Genomic DNA, 18,425 nt, shown 5'->3' on the forward strand with positions numbered 1-18,425 from the left:
AGAACGTTCATTGCGGTGTTGAGCTCGTAAAAGGCTCTGTTTTTGCAATATCTTCGAGCGTTTCTATGGTTATTTTGACTTTTACCATGCCAGGATCTGCTGGCTGTGGCACTACCATTTCTCGCAGAATTCGAGCGCCTGGTGTTAAGGTCGCTTTCACTTCTCGTTGAAAACGCTCTTGTGCTGAAACAATGGCTTCTTCTGCTGAACGTTCCTGGCGATAAGGACGCAATTCATAGAATTCCTTTTCTAGTAGTTCGACAGGGATTTGAAGATTCCTCCAAAGGAGGGGCGTTCTTATAGAAACCTCTTCTTTTGACACTTCAAAAGGATTTTCTGAAGGTCCTTTTATGATGATTTCCTGATTTCTCCACTTTATACGCCATTGACGGGCTACGTCACCTGTTGGCAAAGCGCCTTCTAAATGAATCGGCTCCTCAATCATTGTTTCATACCATACTTGAGCCCATACTTCTCCTTTGGCTTGAACTTTTTCTAAAAGAACTTTGTCAGGAAGCTTGTCCTGATCTTGTTGTTGTACTTCCAGTCGATTTTCTGGGGCATAGATTAGGCCGGAGATGAGTAAGTCCCCTTTTTTGACTTTGTCTCCTTCTTTTACTTTTTCTTCTCCTACCAAGACAAGCAATCTTTGTATGACACCTTCTTTTGCTGCTACGACATGTTGGCCGCCTTCTACAACAGGGCTTTGCGGGAGAACTTTTTCTTCTATTTCTATAATAATTCTTGTTCCTCTAGCATACACACCAACCCATTCTAGTCCGGGCACGTTGTTCATAATGGCTCGTTCTGTTTCACGTAGATCGATAGCAGGCTTCCAGCGTCCCACCTGAACACCCTGGCCGTGGGCAACTTGTAAGATCTCTTGCTTGTCCACCTTTTCATTACCAACAACATCAACAGCCCAGATAAAGGTCGATAGCATATATAAGGTGAAAACAAAAAGCAAAGCGCCAAGATAGAGAGAGCGACGACGCTTCATAACTGTCATAACAAAAGGAAAGCCGGCCCGATTTTCAATGCGTACTTTACTTCTTGTCTTGCGAGCTACATGTCGTAAAGAGCGAAAGCCATCAAGTCGCACTTTCGCACTCATTCGCTCAGGTCCCTCTCGACGTAAGTCATAGAGAGGAACACCTCTGCTTGCAGAAAGATTAATAAACTTTTCAAGTTGTTTTCCCTCAATTCGGATTCGCAAGAAACCAAGCCAAAAAGACCACCAGTTTCTCAAAAAAACACACCTCCTTTGCTATATATCAAATCGAACTTGTTTTATGTGTCCTTCAACGACCAACTCTTCTGGTAAGATCGTTTTTAAGATAAGTTTCTCGCCCACGATTTCAATTTGACCACCGGTGACCATAATTCTCATTTTTTCTTCTGAGTACTCAATAATACCTCGATGATTTTCTAGTACTAGTTGCACATTGCCTATCATGGTTAGCTTAGGATAGTCCATTAGTACATCTTTGGGCATTTCTAGAAACCCTGATAGGGCTTTTTGTAATCGCTCTTTTCCACGCTCCCAGGCCAAGGCTTCTGCCTCCTTTACCACTTTCCCCTTGTCCCATTGGTATGCTCAAGGAAAAGAAAAGATTCCCTTGCCAGAAATGTTAAAAACCCCGAAGGTTTTTACCTTCGGGGTTTTATCAAGCAGTAAGACAGCTCAGATCAGTTGAGCATCTCCTTAACAATCTGGTTCACAATTTTACCATCGGCTCGTCCTTTGACTTTGGGCATTAAAGCGCTCATTACTTTACCCATGTCTCTTGGACTTTGAGCACCCGTCACCGTTACAGCCTCTTGAACCAGAGAGCGGATATCATCTTCTGAAAGCTGTTGGGGAAGATAGGCGGTAAGGAGAGCGATCTCCTCATTCAATTTGGCTACCTCTTCAGAACGGCCTGCTTTTTCATACTCAACGCTAGAGTCTCGACGTTGTTTGACTTCCTTGGCTAATACTTCTATAACTTCGTCTTCTGTCAAATCACGTCTTTTGTCGATCTCTAACTTTTGTATGGCAGACCGAGCCATGCGGATGACAGAAAGCCTGAACCTGCCGGCTTCCTTTTCCTTCATAGCGGCTTTCATGTCCTCCGTTAACTGTTGCTTTAGGGACATGGAAAAAACTACCTTTCTTATTCAAAATCTATTCAATAAAATTAGGTAGACTTCCGTTTCCGGGCTGCCTCTGACTTTTTCTTACGCTTAATACTCGGCTTAAGATAATGTTCACGTTTACGATATTCGGAGAGAACGCCTGACTTTTGGCAAGAACGCTTAAATCTACGTAAAGCGCTGTCTAAGGTCTCATTCTTTCCGACTCTAATTTCGCTCATTCCGCTTTCCCTCCCCCCACTGGTATCTATGATGGTAGGTCCAGGCTACACATGGTGCGGTGAACGGTCTGTGAGCTTCTTCGAAATTGCGCACATACTAAATTATACTTCCAGTGAGCAAGAGCGTCAACTGAAACCTTTCAGGAAGTGAAAAACTCCTGAATTAACCAGTCCAGAATTAGCCCGGTGGCCATCCAAGGGCACGTCCAGCCAGAAGGTGCATGTGCAGATGAAAGACAGTTTGTCCACCATCTGCGCCTGTATTAACAACCAGTCTGAATCCATTTTCTTGAAAACCTTGTGCTTTCGCAATTTTTCTGGCAGCGCCAAAAAGCTTACCCATAATTAGCTCTTCTTCTTCCGTACTATCAGCAACAGAGCGGATATGCTTTCGAGGGATGATCAATATATGATCAGGCGCCACTGGATTAATATCTCGGAAAGCAACAACCTCTTCATCTTCATAAAGCAGAGGTGTTCCTATCTCTCGATTAACAATTTTACAGAATATGCAGTCTTCCACGACTCTCACCTCCCTTGCAGGCTATAAGACTGAGAGAACCCCTTCTAAAGAACCATCTTCTCTGACCGTCTTAAGCTCTATTATTTGAAGAGAGCCTCGTAAAGTATGGTCTTCGAGAAAATCTTCTCCTACAGGAACGAATACCTTTAAATAATTATCAGTGTGACCGGTCCAATGTCTGTCCACTTTCTCTTCTAGTAGAACTTCTTTTCGTTGTCCTAGAAATTTCTGGCTATATCGATAGGAAAGATGACGAGATATTTCCTGTATACGTTGAACTCGTTCTTCTTTCTTCTTTCTATCGATCTGTCCAGGAAAAGTTGCTGCTTTGGTGCCTCGACGAGGAGAAAAAGGAAACACATGAACCCCTGCTAACTGTAATGTGCGACATAGTTCTTCTGTCTGCAAAAAATCTGCTTCTGACTCGCCTGGAAAACCAACAATGATATCAGTAGTAATGGCCCCATCTGGTAGCATTGACATTATCTTCGTGCATATATCAATAAAATCCTGCCTATTATAACGTCTTCCCATACTTTTTAGGATTTTATCAGATCCTGATTGTAAAGGTATATGAAAATGAGGACAAATTGTTGGTTCTGTTAGGGCTTCTAGCAAAGAGGGCGTAAATTCTTGCGGTTCAATCGAGCCAATACGCAATCGATGTAGCCCTTCTAAGCGACAAAGCTTTTTAACAAGATCACCTAGATCAACATTTAGATCGGTACCGTAGGCACCGAGGTGAATGCCTGTAATAACAAGTTCTCGAAAGCCTTCTTGAATGAGTCGCTTTGCTTCTTTTATAACACTTTCGGGAGGACGGCTTCGCACGGGACCGCGCGCATAAGGAATAATACAGTAGGTACAGAAGAGGTTACAGCCATCTTGAATTTTTATAGAAGCACGAGCTTTAGAAATATCGGCATGGGCAGGGAATTCTTCAAAAAGTGTAACAGAACGAATATCTTCTACGGCATGGATCTGTTCTCCAACCTTTTTGTAATCTTCTACTAGCTCCACGATTTTTTGGCGTTGATCGGTGCCGATAATAATGTCTACGCCTTCTATGGCTTGAACTTCTTCTGGCGAGACTTGGGCATAACAACCTGTAACGACAACGACAGCTTCTGGATTTCTACGCTGGGCTCGTCGAATCATTTGTCTTGATTTACGATCGCTAAGTTGGGTAACTGTACAAGTATTGATGACATAGACATCAGACCGTTCTTCAAAAGAAACGGTCTGATACTGTCGAGCTTTAAAAAGGCCTGCTAAAGCGTCTGTTTCACCTTGGTTAACTTTACAACCGAGAGTGTAAAAAGCAACAGTAGAACTTCTCATCCCCAATCCCCCAGTTCATACATCAACGCAGCAATCGCAGCAAGGCCTGCTGTTTCTGTACGGAGAATTCTTGGGCCGAGTCGCAGTGAAATGGCACCTTTTTGAAAAGCAGGTGCCACTTCTGCTTCTGTTAAACCACCTTCTGGTCCAATAAGAAGGGTGACTTTTCGGGGCACTTCCGTCCATGATTGAAGTGTTTTTTTCATGCCTTTGCTTTTTTCTTCTTCCCAAGGAATTAACAATGGCTCTGTTGGATTTATATTTTCATACCATTGTTGTAGCTTTTGCGGTACATCTACCTGCGGTACAAGGGTACGCCAACTTTGCTTGGCTGCTTCACGAGCAATTTTCTGCCATCGTTCTTGTCGCTCTCGACTTCTTTTCTCATCAAGTTGAACTATAGTTCGCTCTGTGAATAGAGGGGTGATTCGATGTACGCCGAGTTCCGTCGCTTTTTGTACAACCCAGTCCATCTTTTCGCCTTTGGCAATGCCTTGTACTAAATGAATGGCCAAGGGTGCTTCTCTTGTGAAGCCTGTTGGGTTTAGTTGCCCTATAGCGACTCGCTTCGAAGATATTTCTACAACAATGGCATGAAACTCCTGTCCTTGACCATCAAAAGCAATAATTTCATCACCTTCGTTGAGTCGTAAAACTTTCGTCAGGTGACGACTTTCTTCTTCATCAAGCCAGATGGTTTCAGCAGGCAAGTGCTTAGAGTTAAATAAAAATCGATGCATTTTACTCTCTCCGCGAGACAATGGCAGCCCATTCTCCATGACTGATTAATTCTTCTACAGTAAAACCATGGGTTGTTATATTTTCTACAACTTCGTCAAGTCGATGTTGGATAATCCCTGATGCAATAAATACTTTCCCGCTTTGCAGTACCTGTGCAGCCTGGGGAAGCATTCGAATGATTACATCAGCTACTATATTCGCCACCAATAGGTCTGGTTTTTCTTCAATCCCCTGCAGTAGATCATTTTCTTGTACTGTTGCGATGTATTCCATGTTGTTTAGCTCTATGTTTTCTCTGGCTACATTGATTGCAATGGGATCATTGTCAAAAGCCTTTACAGAGGATGCGCCTAAGAGGGCGGCTGCAATAGCCAGTACACCTGAACCGGTCCCTACATCGATAACAGTGTCACCTTCATAGAGGTAATCTTCTAGGGCTCGTATACACATCACTGTGGTGGGATGATTGCCAGTACCAAAAGCCATACCGGGATCAATAGATATGACGAGATCATCAGGAAAAGCTTTGTAGTTTTCCCAGGAAGGGCAAATTACTATCCTCTGGCCGACTTTCTCTGGCTTGAAAAAAGCTTTCCAAGCATTGGCCCAGTCTTCTTCTAGTAAGTCATTGAAAGTAATTCTATGGCCTGCCCATCCTTCTGTGTTCTCACGAGCAATAAGCTCTTCTTGAAGAAGTGCAAGTCGGTCATCAATCCGAGAATCGACGGGTAGATAGGCTTTTAGTCGAACCATGCCAGGAGGAACATCAGGTATTTCAACATCATGATGATCCCAACTGTTATTGGCAATATAATCTGCAATCAGTTGGGGATCTTCGACAACCATGCCAACAGCTCCGACTGTTTCAAAAATCTCAGCCAATGCGTCCATATTAGCCTGACAAGTAGTGATGGATAGTTCACGCCACTTCAATAAGGCCACACCCTTCCCCCGTTGTTGACAAAATACTGGCTCACATAAAGGCGTCTTTTACTTTTTCAAAGAAAGACTTTTCCTTATCTGTATTCATATTATCTCTGTTCAAAGTACGCCCAAAGTTCCGCAACAATTCTTTTTGTTTCTCTGAAAGATTCGTCGGGATCGAGACTTTGATTTGTATTTTTTGATCGCCTCGTCCGGTGCCTCGCAAACGCTTAATACCTTTGTTACGGATACGAATGATAGCGCCATTTTGTGTGCCTTCAGGAACTTTAACGATAACTTTTCCGTCTAAGGTGGGCACTTCTACTTCATCACCGAGAGCTGCCTGTACGATGGTAATTGGAACCTGACAAATTACATCGTCTTGCTCACGCTCAAAAAAGGGATGGGGTTCAACTTCAATAAAAACGTAAAGATCTCCAGGTGGCCCGCCCTGGGTACCTGCTTCTCCTTCGTTCTGAACTCGAATTCGATTGCCCGTATCCACACCACCTGGGACATTTACTTTGATTCGTCTATATTTTCGAACTTTGCCCTGGCCAGAGCAGTGTTTACAGGGCTTACTGATTACTTTACCTTCGCCACGACAAGTGGAGCAAGTACTGACAGTTTGAACTTGACCTAAAAAGGTCTTTTTGACGGTAGCGACACGACCTGTGCCTTTACAGGTGGGGCAGGTTGTTGCTGTTGTTCCTGGCTCAGCGCCACTGCCATCACAAATCTCACAAGATTCCATACGAGCGATTTCAACTTCTTTTTCTAGACCGAAGGCGGCTTCTTCAAAGCTAATTCGCAGATTGAACCGCAAATCAGCGCCTCTTTGAGGACCTCGACGCTGGTTCCCTCCAAATCCGCCTCCAAAGAACATATCAAAGATATCTCCAAAACCGCTCATATCGGAGCCCATGCCACCGTACTCAAAGCCACCGCCTGGCCCCATGTGACCAAATTGATCGTATCGAGCTCTCTTGTCTGGATCAGAAAGAACTTCGTAGGCTTCGTTGATTTCTTTAATCTTCACTTCTGCTTCTTCTTTATTCGGATGTACATCAGGGTGATATTGTTTTAGTAATTTTCGATAAGCTTTTTTGATATCCGATTCTGATGCATCCTTCGATATACCAAGGACTTCATAGTAGTCACGCTTGCTCATCTTGCCCCTCCCTCCAGTCAAAGCATCGACAGGGGAGGCCCTTGTTGTGCCTCCCCAGGTCTGTTATCTTTACGATTTCTTTTTATCTTCGTCAACAACAGTATACTCTGCATCAACTACATTGGGATCTTTTGGTTCCGCCTCTCCCGCTGTTTCTTGTTGATTTTCTGCAGGTCCTGCTTGTTGATACATTTTTGTTGTCATTTCGTAGAGAACGACAGTTAAGGCTTCTGTTTTATTCTTGATATCTTCAAAGTCTTCACCGGCTAAAGCCTGTTTAAGCTCTTCTTTAGCTTGATTCACTTTTTCTACTTCTGCAGCCTCTGCTTTTTCACCCATTTCATTGATTGTTTTTTCTGTCTGGTAAACAAGTGAGTCTGCTCGGTTGCGTATTTCTACGTTTTCTTGTAATTTACGGTCTTCTTCAGCATGAAGTTCAGCATCTTTTACCATTTGATCAATTTCGTCTTTACTGAGGCCAGTAGAAGCTGTAATGGTAATCTTTTGTTCATTGCCTGAAGCGAGGTCTTTGGCGCTTACGTTGACTATACCATTAACGTCGATGTCAAATTTCACTTCAACTTGAGGAATGCCTCTTGGTGCTGGTGGAATGCCTGTTAGATGGAAGCGACCTAAGGTTTTGTTCTGTGCTGCAATTTTGCGCTCTCCTTGGAGAACATGGACTTCTACAGAAGTCTGGTTATCAGCAGCTGTTGTGAAGATTTCGCTCTTAGAAGTAGGAATACGGCTGTTACGTTCAATCAAAATTGTACAAACGCCACCGAGTGTCTCAATTCCTAAGGACAAAGGTGCAACATCCGCTAAGATAATACCTTTGACTTCACCGCCAATAACTCCACCTTGAATGGCCGCACCCATAGCAACAACTTCATCAGGATTGATACCTTGGAAAGCGTCTTTGCCAAAGTGTTTGCGAATGGCTTCTTGAACAGCTGGAATTCTAGTAGAACCGCCTACGAGAATAATTTTATCAATTTTGCTGGGCTCTAATTTGGCATCAGCAAGCGCCTGGCGAGTTGAGATCATCGTTTTTTCGACTAAATCGGCTGTCAACTCGTTAAATTTTGCTCTCGATAAAGTCATGTCTAAATGTTCTGCACCATTGGCTGTTGCTGTGATAAAGGGCAGATTAATAGTCGCTGATAGAACAGTAGAAAGTTCTTTTTTGGCATTTTCAGCTGCTTCTTTGAGGCGCTGTATAGCCATTTTATCTTTCCGTAGGTCAATGCCTTTTTCTTTTTGGAACTCACTAATCATCCAGTCAATAATACGGTCATCGAAGTCGTCTCCACCAAGTTTGTTATTCCCGGAGGTAGACTTAACTTCAAAAACTCCTTCGCCAAGCTCTAAGATTGAGACGTCAAAGGTACCGCCACCGAGATCATAGACAAGGATGGTTTGATCTTCTTCTTTGTCAATACCATAAGCGAGAGCCGCTGCTGTTGGCTCGTTAATAATTCGCATCACTTCTAAACCAGCGATAGCGCCTGCATCTTTGGTAGCTTGACGCTGAGAATCAGTAAAATAAGCAGGTACGGTAATAACAGCTTTTTGTACCTTCTCACCGAGATAGGCTTCTGCATCGGCTTTTAACTTTTGCAGAATCATAGCGGAGATTTCTTGTGGTGTATAGCCTTTTTCTCCAACTGTAACTTTGTAATCTGTACCCATATGTCTTTTGATCGATGCGATAGTGCCATCAGGATTGGTAATGGCTTGACGCTTTGCCACTTGACCAACGAGACGTTCACCATTTTTGGCAAACCCTACGACAGATGGTGTAGTACGAGCACCTTCTTTGTTGGCGATAACAACTGGCTCGCCACCTTCCATTACAGATACACAAGAGTTGGTTGTACCTAAGTCAATACCTATTATCTTACTCATGATTCTTGAAACCTCCGTAATTTTTAAGCTGAATTATCAAATTATCCTTGTGCTACTTTGACCATAGCAGGGCGAATCACTTTTCCTTTAAGTAAGTAGCCCTTCTGAAATTCATCCATCACTGTGCCATCCTGGTATTCTTCTGTAGAAGGGGCATACATGGCAGCTTCATGATAGTTCGGATCGAAAGGCTGGCCAATGGCTACCATCGGCTCTACGCCTTCTTTGACCAATTGATCCAGCAGTTGGCGATAAATCATCTCTATGCCTGATAAAACATTGCTGGCACTGTCCCCATTGATGGCTTGTAAAGCTCGTTGAAAATTATCTAGTACAGGCAATAGCGCTTTTACGAGACCTTCTGTTGCATAAGTCGCCAGTTCTTCTTTTTCTCGTACTGTTCTGCGTTTGTAGTTGTCAAAGTCTGCTTGTAAACGATTGTATCTGTGTTCCCACTCTTGCAGCTCTTTTTCAGCTTCTTCTAGCTTGGCTTTGGTTTCGGCTACTTCTTCTAGAAAGGCTGCTAATCGTTTGCTCGCATCTTCTGCTTTTTCTTCAGAACTTCCTGTAGCACCATCTGAAACTTCTTGCCCTTCATCTGTAGTTACCTCAAGTTGTTCATGCTCTTGAGAAGCTTCTGTTGTTTCTTTTTTCTCTTCTGGAATCACCAATTGCCCTCCCCTGTTTCTCTCTCATGGCGATCTTCTCGCTTTTTGATGATCGTATCAATGCGTAAGATCGCCTCGGCCACTTCACCTGCTGCTTTTAAGGCATGAACTTTGACCAATACAGGGTCAACAACGCCCATCTCCCACATATCGGCTACTTCACCATTGTCGCAGTTAATAGAAAGACTGTCGCTATTCTTTTCCATCTGTGCAGCAATGACGTCGCCTAGCTTTTCGAGTGGGTTAAAGCCAGCATTGGTTACAATCTGTGAAAAAGGTCGTTTTAAAGCTGCGACGACGCAATCGAGTCCATAGGCCGACATCCCTTTCATCTCACGTCGCAGCTCTTCTACTTTTCTTGCTACAGTAAGCTCTACAGCGCCACCACCTGGGATAAGACCTGCTTTTACAGCGGCTTGCACAGCAGAGGCTGCATCTTTAGCGATTCTTTCTCTCTCTCCGACTACTTCCTCTGTAGCTGCTCCCACAAGTACAGTTGCAACGGGCTTGCTTTTTCCGTCTAAAATATGCAATTGTTCTAATTTTTCATCAACAATTGCTTTTCCACAGAAGCCTACGTAACGTTTTAATTCAGGTAGATCTTTTTTCAAGCCTGTTCGTTTTATAGCTCTGGCTCCGCTGTGCTCAGCTACTTTTTTCAATTCTTTGCTTGATACTCTTTGAACAACAAGAATGCCTGCATCACCGAGCATTTCTTCAGCAATATCTTCTACACCACGATCGACAAGTACAACTTTTACATCTAGTTCGATAATCTTACGGATATTTTCAACAAACTCTTGTTGCATTTGGCGATACCAGGCAAAGCCTGCTTCGGTACTTAAGGCTTCTTCACTTAATTGCTCCGGTTCTAAAGCATCGTCGATAATGAGGATAGAAGCATCATCAAGACGCTTTGGCATATCTTCATTCATCGGCATTTTGTTAACAATAACACCGGAGAATACCTGATTATCAGCATTTTCTTGCGCTTTTATGGTATCAGAAAGTTTGAAGTTATGTTCTTTTAACTTTTCTTCTCCCACCAATCTAGCTGCTTCAATCACAAGATGAGCAATATCAAGATGCTCTCGTCCTGCTACAAGGGCAACCTTTTCTAGCATGGGATCTTGCAACGTCTCCACAGGACGAGCACTTTGATAGAACAAGTCAATGGCATTTTTGACGCCGCCCTTGAGACCTTCAATGACTCTTGACACAGGTACGCCTTTGCTTACTTGATTGACACCTTCTGCAACCAAGCTTCCTGCTAATACGGTGGCCGTGGTGGTGCCATCGCCAATCTCATCTTGTTGCGCTTTGGCTGTTTTAATTAACATGCGAGCAGCAGGATGGTTGACTTCCATCAACTGTAGAATTGTAACACCATCATTGGTAATGATAACGTCACCAAACTTATCAACAAGCATCGTATCGAGGCCTTTAGGGCCTAGTGTCCCTTCCACGGCGGAAGTAATTGCTCGAATGGCATTCGAATTGGTAATCAAAGCGGCAAGGCGCTCATCTACTTCTGATTGGTTGGCTTGCTTGGCACTCAAAGATAAACTCCTCCAAGATCGACAAAAATTGATTGGCAGGCAAATAGGGACTTTTTATTCAAAGCCCCTACTTCTCGAAACAATCAGCGCCGAAAATATTTTCTCAATACATGAGACAGTTGATCCGTTAGAGTCTCTACGGCAGCCATTGCTTTGGAGTACTCCATACGAGTCGGACCAATGAGTCCGATGACCCCCAGTGTCTCACCATCTACTTGATAGGTCGCTGTAATCATACTGCAATTACGAAAGCCCTGGTGCACATTCTCTAGACCAATTTTTACATTGAGACCTTTTTTGGAAGTCTCATTCAAAATATGTCGAACCGTATGATGCTCTTGTAGTATGCCCAAAAGAGTTTGAATTTTTTCCACGTCTTTAAACTCTGGCTGTTTAAAGATGTTCAGCGTTCCTCCAAGGTATACTCTTTCTTGTCCTTCCGCTTTCAGTGCTTCATCAATCACTTCAAGAGCTTGACTTAACACCTGCTCTTCTTTTTTTAGAATTTCTGCCAATTCTCTAAAAAGAGCCATACGGACTTTGTCAAGAGATAACCCCATCAAACTTTTATTGAGAAAACGAGCTACTTTTTGCAAATCTGCGGTAGACAAAAATTCTGGTATGTCGAGAATCTTACTTTCTATAATTCCAGCTGACGTAATAACAACAGCCACCGCTTTGTTCGGTTGTAATGGAATCAATTGCAATTGTTGAAAAGTAGTCTTACCTATTTCGGGGCTCAGTACAACAGCTGTATAATTCGTCAATTGCGATAACAAATCAGTAGCTTGCTGCATGACCATATTCACTTCTAAGTGATCGTGTAAAGTCTCTCGAACAACGTACAACTGGGACTCATGAAGTTGCTCGCGCTCCATCAGGCAATCGACAAAGTATCGATAGCCACCATCTGATGGAATCCGACCTGCAGACGTATAAGGCTGTTCAATAAAGCCAAGCTCTTCTAAGTCGGACATTTCATTACGAATGGTCGCAGGACTTACACCTAGATTATACTTACGAGCTATTGTTCGGGAGCCAACAGGTTCAGCTGTGGACACATAGTCACGGATGATCGCAGACAACACTTTTTGCTTTCTTTGATCCATCTGCATCTCCGACAACCTCCCGTTGTTAGCACTCTTCAACAACGAGTGCTAACGTTCTTTAGATAAAAAATACCATTGAGAAAAAGTATTGTCAATACCACTTTAGACAAGATAGCGTTTCATGATCTCATTGGAAAGCAGATAGCTTTTAGGCAATAATGCAATTTTCTCTTGCTCATAAGCTATCCACCCTTGCTGATGAAGCTGAGAAGAAATTTTCTTCCATTGCTGTACAACTTCTGTAGACAGATTAAAATCATGCTCTAACAAAGTAAGATCAACACCTTCTCGACGTCGCAAACCTAGAAAGAGTGCTTCTTCTGCCCCTTCTAAAGCTGTTACAATTTCTTCTTCCATGGGAATGGGTTGGCCTTTTTCTATCGCTTCAACATAGCGCTTGCTATCTTGAAGCCAAGTCCAGCGACGCAAGCCTTCCATGGACACAGCGCCGCTTCCAAAGCCTAGATAGTCACCTCGCTGCCAATAGTTCATGTTATGGCGGCACTCGTAACCTGGCAAGGCAAAGTTAGAAAGCTCATACTGTCGAAAGCCCTTCTTCTCTAGTATGGTTACAGCCTTTTCGTACATAAGAACTTCTATTTCTTCTGAAACCACTTCTAAAAGCCCTTTCTCTTGCCATCGGGAGAACATCGTACCTTCTTCTATTTTTAAGTTATACAAAGAAAGGTGCTTTGGATGCAACTCTAAAACCTTTTCTAACGTAGAAAGCCAGTCCTCTGGGTTTTGCCCTGGTATACCGTAAATCAAGTCAAAAGAAAAGTTGTCCAAGCCTTTTTCCCTAGCGCTTTCAACAGCCTTAACAATCTCTTCTGAACTATGAGGTCTCCCTAAATATCGAAGCAATCTTGGTTGAAAAGCTTGTAAGCCGAGTGACAAACGATTACAACCTGCTTTCACCCATCCATAGAGGCTTTCTTCTGTCAAGGTGCCGGGATTTGCTTCTACTGTCACTTCAAAGTCCAGCGGCAATTGAAAGTAACTTCGAAGCAATTTCATAAGTCTATCTAAAAAAGAAGGATCCATAAGAGAAGGGGTCCCCCCACCTAGAAAAAGTGTACTCGGTGAGGGACTCTTCCTCCCATAGGATTGACCAAAGACCCTTTCTACATGAAGCAAAATTGCTCTTTCATATCTTGCTCGCTCTGCTTCTGTAGAACGATGAGAGTAAAAATCACAGTAATAACATTTGCTCTGGCAGAAAGGAAGATGAATATAGATACCCCAATTTGGTTTCATATCGTCAGACCTTTAATCGTCTACACGCAACACTGCCATAAAGGCTTCTTGAGGAATTTCAACACTACCCACTTGTTTCATCCGCTTTTTACCTTCTTTTTGCTTTTCAAGGAGCTTTCGTTTACGACTGATGTCACCGCCATAACACTTCGCTAAAACATTTTTGCGAATCGCTTTGATTGTCTCACGAGCGATAACTTTATTCCCAATCACAGCTTGCACAGGCACTTCAAACATCTGCCGAGGAATTAGCTCCCGCAGTTTCTCAGCAAGACCACGACCGCGCCCATAGGCTCGATCACGGTGAACAATGACGGAAAAAGCGTCAACCAACTCATTGTTAAGTAAAATATCAAGCTTGACTAGATTGGACTGTTTATTTCCAATCATCTCGTAGTCTAAAGAAGCATAGCCTTTTGTTCTAGACTTTAGTTGATCAAAAAAGTCATAAATAATTTCAGCCAATGGCAATTCATAAGTCAGCATAACCCGTTTGCTAGACACGTAATCCATGTTAACAAATGTGCCTCGCTTCTCTTGACATAGTTCCATGATGGCACCAACAAAGTCAGAAGGAACCATAATAGAAGCTTTTACATAGGGTTCTTCGATATATTCAATTTTTTGTACCGTTGGCAGTTTGGTAGGATTATCAACGAGAACCACTTCTCCATCTGTTTGCATGACTCGATAGATAACGTTGGGCGCCGTTGTAATCAGTTCCAGATCGAACTCTCTTTCTAAGCGTTCCTGAATTATTTCCATGTGAAGCAAACCCAAAAAGCCACAGCGGAAGCCAAATCCTAAGGCAACAGAAGTCTCGGGTTCATAAACCAAAGCCGCATCATTTAATCGCAGCTTGTCTAAAGCATCTCGTAAATCTTCATACTGAGCACCTTCTACAGGATAAAGACCACAATAAACCATCGGTGTCACTTTACGATAGCCAGGCAATGGCTCTTTTGCTGCCTTTTTCGCGTCTGTAATTGTATCGCCAACTTGTGTATCTTTTACATTTTTGATCGAAGCCACAATAAAGCCAACAGAACCGGCTGATAACTCCTCTACTTGACGAGGCGCTGGGGTGAAGACACCCACTTCTGTCACTTCAAACTTCTTTCCTGTAGACATCATTTGAATGGTCGTACCTTTGCGAACCCTTCCATGTACCACTCTTACATAAGAAATAGCGCCTTTGTAAGCATCATAGAAAGAGTCGAAGATCATACATTGCAGTGGTTCTTCATATCCCCTTGGGGTGCTGGAATTTTTGCTACAACAGCTTCAAGCACTTCTTCAATGCCGATCCCTGATTTGGCGGAAGCGAGAACAGCATCAGAAGCATCAAGGCCGATTACTTCTTCAATCTCTGCTTTTACTCGGTCTGGTTCCGCACTGGGAAGATCGATCTTATTGATAACAGGGATAAGCTCTAGATCGTTTTCCAAGGCTAGATAAACATTGGCTAACGTTTGCGCCTCAATTCCCTGGGCTGCATCTACCACTAGCAGAGCGCCTTCACAAGCCGCTAGAGATCTAGATACTTCATAGGTAAAATCAACATGGCCCGGTGTATCGATCAGGTTAAGGGTATATGTTTCTCCATCTTTCGCTTTATATTGTAAGCGAACTGCTTGTAGCTTAATAGTAATGCCTCGCTCCCGCTCTAAATCCATAGAGTCAAGAACTTGGGCTTCCATTTCCCTTGCCGATAGGGCACCCGTATATTCCAATATGCGGTCGGCAAGGGTTGACTTCCCGTGATCAATATGAGCAATAATACAGAAATTCCGAATTTTATCGAGCTTTTGATTCATTTTTTCGCTTCCTCCCTTGCCTATTCAGAAAGATATCCAAACTATTATAACCGACCCATCCCCCCATAAACAACAAAGGAAGGATCAAGAACGAGAAAAGAGTCTGCCAAAGCGTCCCATAAAGGTTGTCCAGAGCAGTCGTGCTTCTTCCATCTTCATAGCCAGAGCCAGCAGACCATAGACCAAAGCGCCGATTGTTACAGCCACTGCCAAAAATCCGATCTGACCGGTCTTTGTTGACGTGTCGATCCAGTAGGGTAGATAGAGAAGCAATCCCTTTAAGACAAGAGCCATCACAGCAGAAGCAAAAGCACTTTTTGCAATAGAAAGAAGCAACGCTTTTCCATCAATGCTTCCTAAAGCTTTGCGAGTAAGAAGTAAGAATAGAGAAAAAGCAACAAAGGCACTGATGGAAAAAGCTAGCGCTAAACCTTGTGCTCCCATGTAAGGAATTAGCAGAAGACTTAAGATCGTATTTACAACAAGTACAACAGCACTAATACGCACAGGGATCTGAGGACGTTGCAAGGCATAAAAAACACGAGGCAAAAGCTGATTGGCTCCCTGTGCAAAAAGGCCGATTAAGAAAAAGAGCAAAACAGAGGCTGTTGTTAAGGTGGCAAGATGATCGAACTTACCATGCTCAAAAAGAACTTGTACCACCGGAACGCGTAACACAGCCATGCCAACAGCAGCTGGTAAAGTAATAAAGATAACACTGCGTAATCCTAATGATAGATTCTGACGAAAATCAGTCCACTCTTTCCGCGCTGCACAATGGGTCAAAGTTGGGAATATAGCGACCGATATGGCAATGGCAAAAACACCGAGAGGCAATTGCATCAAACGATTGGCAAAACGAAGCGCTGTAATCGAGCCAGCCTCTAAAGCGGATGCTAAGTTCTGGGTAATAATTTCCTGAAATTGAACAACGGAAAGGCCAATTATTGCCGGAATCATCAATTGTCCTATCCGCCTAACGCCAGGATGAGATAGATCTAGCGTAAAAGAATAGCGGAATCCGACTTTACGCAACATGGGTACTTGTACCAAAAAGTTGGCCAAAGCACCTAAAACGACACCGATGGAGAAAGCGGCAATCCCATAGGCGTCCGCTAATAGGAGGCCACAGAGAATAATAACAACATTGTAGACGACAGAACCTAAAGCTGGCATCAGAAAGTGACGATGAGAATTGAGAACTCCCATAGCCAGACCAGCTAAGCTTGTAAAAAGCACCGAAGGAAACATGATTCGGGTTAAAAAGATAGCTTGTTCTAAAGTCTCCCCTTTGAAGTCATAAGCAACCAAAGGAATCAAGTAGGGTGTAAAAATAATACCTAGAACAACACCGACAGAGATTAGCAAAATCATAGCATTGATAAAAGAGGAAGCTACATGCCAGGCCTCTTTATCATTTTTGGTGGCAATATAGGAGGAGAAAACGGGAATGAAAGCCGTTGATAAGGCACCGCCTACCAGTAAAAAATATAAAAAATCAGGCAGCGTAAAAGCCGCGATATAAGCATCGGTCACTTCATTCTGACCAAATTTGGCTCCTATGGCAGCTTCTCGAACAAAGCCAAGAACTCGTGAAATTAACATGGCTATCATGATTGAAGCGGCCGCCGTTGCTACCTGCTGCCCTCCAATGGATGGCGTCTTTTTTTCATCTTTCTCTATTATTTCGGGAGATTGATTCTGATCCTCCGGCCGATCGCTCACGCATAAGCCCCTTTCATCGATTGTTCCCTACAATATTGTATTGCCTTTGTCCATAAAGACAAGATAATTTTGCGAAAAAAGATAAAAAAGCTCTCACCGATTGTCGATGAAAGCTTCATTCTCCTGCCATTTCTAATAAGTTTCTCTCTTTTAAGACTTCCACTAGAGCATGGCTTAGCAGTTCAGCAGCAGCCAAAGCTTCCGGAGTTGAATTCAAATGCCCTCCAATTTCCACCAATAAGGCTCTTGGATGCATTTGCTGATGATATCGCCCCTGCTTGGTCATGACTCCTTTGCTAAGTCCAGGATAAAGCTGATCGAGTTTTCTTGATATGGCTTCGGCAAAGCGAAGATTGTCTTGCCATCTGGGGTGTGGTGCTCGAGCATTGGTACCGACGACAAAAAGAATTTTTGCGACTGGTTTTCCATCGATCATAACTGTTTCACGACGAGGAACGGCATCTCGATGGATGTCCAAAAGAGCCAATGGATTGGGATATTGCGTCAGAAGATCAATGACCGTCTTTTGAGATTCTGTATAAGCAAGGGCATAGGATGGATAGTCATGAATGGTATCGCGATGAATCACTTCCATGTTGTAGGAATTCTCCAGTGTCTCTGCAACTCTTTTCCCGGCTAGGTAGACACCACCATTATGTCCATCGACGTGAAATTTTCCATCCGTAGCACCGTAAGTTTCTCCATTGTGAGTGTGGTAGATAAGTACCGGTCCTTGCGTAGGCTTATCTTCTAAGGTTGCATCATAGAAAGAAGGGGTACTATCACCACGAGGATCTTCACGCAAAATATGCAGTTCCGGAAAGTCATCGCCTTCTACGCGCAAAAGCGGCTCTTGTTCTGTGCTATGATTCATGGCAGATACAGCGACAACATCGTCTTGTAGGTTCACATAATATTGCGAGTCAATTTGCAAGGCCTTTCCTTCTATCGGTTTTGACTTTTCACTAAGAAAAGGAAGCTGGCTTTCCATCCAGAGCTGAAAAGGTTCTTTTTTTAGGCTTTGTAACCACGGTGCGCTCCCAAAAGTCATTGTCACTTCGTCAGATTGTTCCTCTCTTTCAAAAGCAAGAACAGGCATGGCCGTTTTCAAAAGGTCCATAGGTGCTATCCAAACCCAGAGAGGGCTCGATACTCTTCCCATGCTTCCCCAGATTACAAGGATGACCATCAGAAGTAAAAAAGCCAGCCCTAGCAGACCCGAGCTTCTTCTGCCCCAATGGTTTGTCCTTTTAAAAAACAAAAGAACAGCCCCCCTTCCTACCATTACTATGGTTATGACCAGGGGGCTATCCCTATGACAATTT

General features: G+C 43.3%; 16 protein-coding genes and 1 pseudogene. All 17 read right to left on the reverse strand.

What is annotated here, in order from left to right; translation table 11 throughout:
• Nucleotides 1-7: 7 nt before the first annotated feature.
• A complete protein-coding gene (gene yqfD / locus FTV88_RS08210; RefSeq protein ID WP_153725191.1) occupies nt 8-1,249 on the reverse strand; it encodes a sporulation protein YqfD in 1,242 nt (413 codons plus the stop codon).
• 18 nt (nt 1,250-1,267) lie between these two features.
• Nucleotides 1,268-1,552, reverse strand: coding sequence for a sporulation protein YqfC (yqfC, locus tag FTV88_RS08215; RefSeq protein ID WP_153725192.1), 285 nt, complete (start codon nt 1,550-1,552; stop codon nt 1,268-1,270).
• A gap of 137 nt (nt 1,553-1,689) precedes the next feature.
• Nucleotides 1,690-2,139, reverse strand: a complete 450-nt coding sequence (locus FTV88_RS08220; protein WP_153725193.1) for a GatB/YqeY domain-containing protein — start codon at nt 2,137-2,139, stop codon at nt 1,690-1,692.
• Between the two features lie 41 nt (nt 2,140-2,180).
• On the reverse strand, nt 2,181-2,357 hold the full coding sequence (rpsU, locus tag FTV88_RS08225; protein ID WP_153725194.1) for a 30S ribosomal protein S21: 177 nt from the start codon (nt 2,355-2,357) through the stop codon (nt 2,181-2,183).
• Between the two features lie 178 nt (nt 2,358-2,535).
• Nucleotides 2,536-2,880: a histidine triad nucleotide-binding protein gene (locus FTV88_RS08230; protein ID WP_153725195.1), complete on the reverse strand. Its 345-nt coding sequence runs from the start codon at nt 2,878-2,880 to the stop codon at nt 2,536-2,538.
• 21 nt (nt 2,881-2,901) lie between these two features.
• A complete protein-coding gene (gene mtaB, locus FTV88_RS08235; RefSeq protein WP_153725196.1) occupies nt 2,902-4,221 on the reverse strand; it encodes a tRNA (N(6)-L-threonylcarbamoyladenosine(37)-C(2))-methylthiotransferase MtaB in 1,320 nt (439 codons plus the stop codon).
• On the reverse strand, nt 4,218-4,961 hold the full coding sequence (locus FTV88_RS08240) for a 16S rRNA (uracil(1498)-N(3))-methyltransferase (protein ID WP_162007955.1): 744 nt from the start codon (nt 4,959-4,961) through the stop codon (nt 4,218-4,220). The genes mtaB and FTV88_RS08240 overlap by 4 nt, the downstream gene beginning before the upstream one ends.
• A 1-nt stretch (nt 4,962) precedes the next feature.
• Nucleotides 4,963-5,904 (reverse strand): 50S ribosomal protein L11 methyltransferase, encoded by a 942-nt coding sequence (gene prmA, locus FTV88_RS08245; protein ID WP_243137058.1) that lies wholly within the window; start codon nt 5,902-5,904, stop codon nt 4,963-4,965.
• A 31-nt stretch (nt 5,905-5,935) separates the two neighbouring features.
• Nucleotides 5,936-7,057: a molecular chaperone DnaJ gene (gene dnaJ, locus FTV88_RS08250; protein ID WP_153725198.1), complete on the reverse strand. Its 1,122-nt coding sequence runs from the start codon at nt 7,055-7,057 to the stop codon at nt 5,936-5,938.
• A 69-nt stretch (nt 7,058-7,126) separates the two neighbouring features.
• The gene (gene dnaK, locus FTV88_RS08255; RefSeq protein ID WP_153725199.1) at nt 7,127-8,965 is read right to left on the reverse strand and encodes a molecular chaperone DnaK; all 1,839 of its coding nucleotides are present in this window, start codon (nt 8,963-8,965) and stop codon (nt 7,127-7,129) included.
• Nucleotides 8,966-9,006: 41 nt separating this feature from the next.
• Complete coding sequence (grpE, locus tag FTV88_RS08260) at nt 9,007-9,633, reverse strand: nucleotide exchange factor GrpE (RefSeq protein ID WP_162007956.1); 627 nt, start codon at nt 9,631-9,633, stop codon at nt 9,007-9,009.
• Nucleotides 9,630-11,192 carry a TCP-1/cpn60 chaperonin family protein gene (locus tag FTV88_RS08265; RefSeq protein WP_153725201.1) on the reverse strand — a complete coding sequence of 521 codons (1,563 nt, stop codon included), beginning with the start codon at nt 11,190-11,192 and terminating at the stop codon, nt 9,630-9,632. The genes grpE and FTV88_RS08265 overlap by 4 nt, the downstream gene beginning before the upstream one ends.
• An 83-nt stretch (nt 11,193-11,275) precedes the next feature.
• Complete coding sequence (hrcA, locus tag FTV88_RS08270; protein WP_153725202.1) at nt 11,276-12,307, reverse strand: heat-inducible transcriptional repressor HrcA; 1,032 nt, start codon at nt 12,305-12,307, stop codon at nt 11,276-11,278.
• Between the two features lie 96 nt (nt 12,308-12,403).
• The gene (gene hemW, locus FTV88_RS08275) at nt 12,404-13,558 is read right to left on the reverse strand and encodes a radical SAM family heme chaperone HemW (RefSeq protein WP_153725203.1); all 1,155 of its coding nucleotides are present in this window, start codon (nt 13,556-13,558) and stop codon (nt 12,404-12,406) included.
• Nucleotides 13,559-13,570: 12 nt separating this feature from the next.
• Nucleotides 13,571-15,375 (reverse strand): annotated as a pseudogene (lepA, locus tag FTV88_RS08280) (translation elongation factor 4).
• Between the two features lie 84 nt (nt 15,376-15,459).
• A complete protein-coding gene (murJ, locus tag FTV88_RS08285) occupies nt 15,460-17,100 on the reverse strand; it encodes a murein biosynthesis integral membrane protein MurJ (RefSeq protein WP_243137059.1) in 1,641 nt (546 codons plus the stop codon).
• A gap of 115 nt (nt 17,101-17,215) precedes the next feature.
• Entirely contained in the window at nt 17,216-18,361 is a 1,146-nt protein-coding gene (gene spoIIP / locus FTV88_RS08290; protein ID WP_162007957.1) for a stage II sporulation protein P, read from the reverse strand.
• Nucleotides 18,362-18,425 lie beyond the last annotated feature (64 nt).

Origin of the sequence: Heliorestis convoluta, from assembly GCF_009649955.1 — a bacterium.
GTDB classification, from domain to species: domain Bacteria; phylum Bacillota; class Desulfitobacteriia; order Heliobacteriales; family Heliobacteriaceae; genus Heliorestis; species Heliorestis convoluta.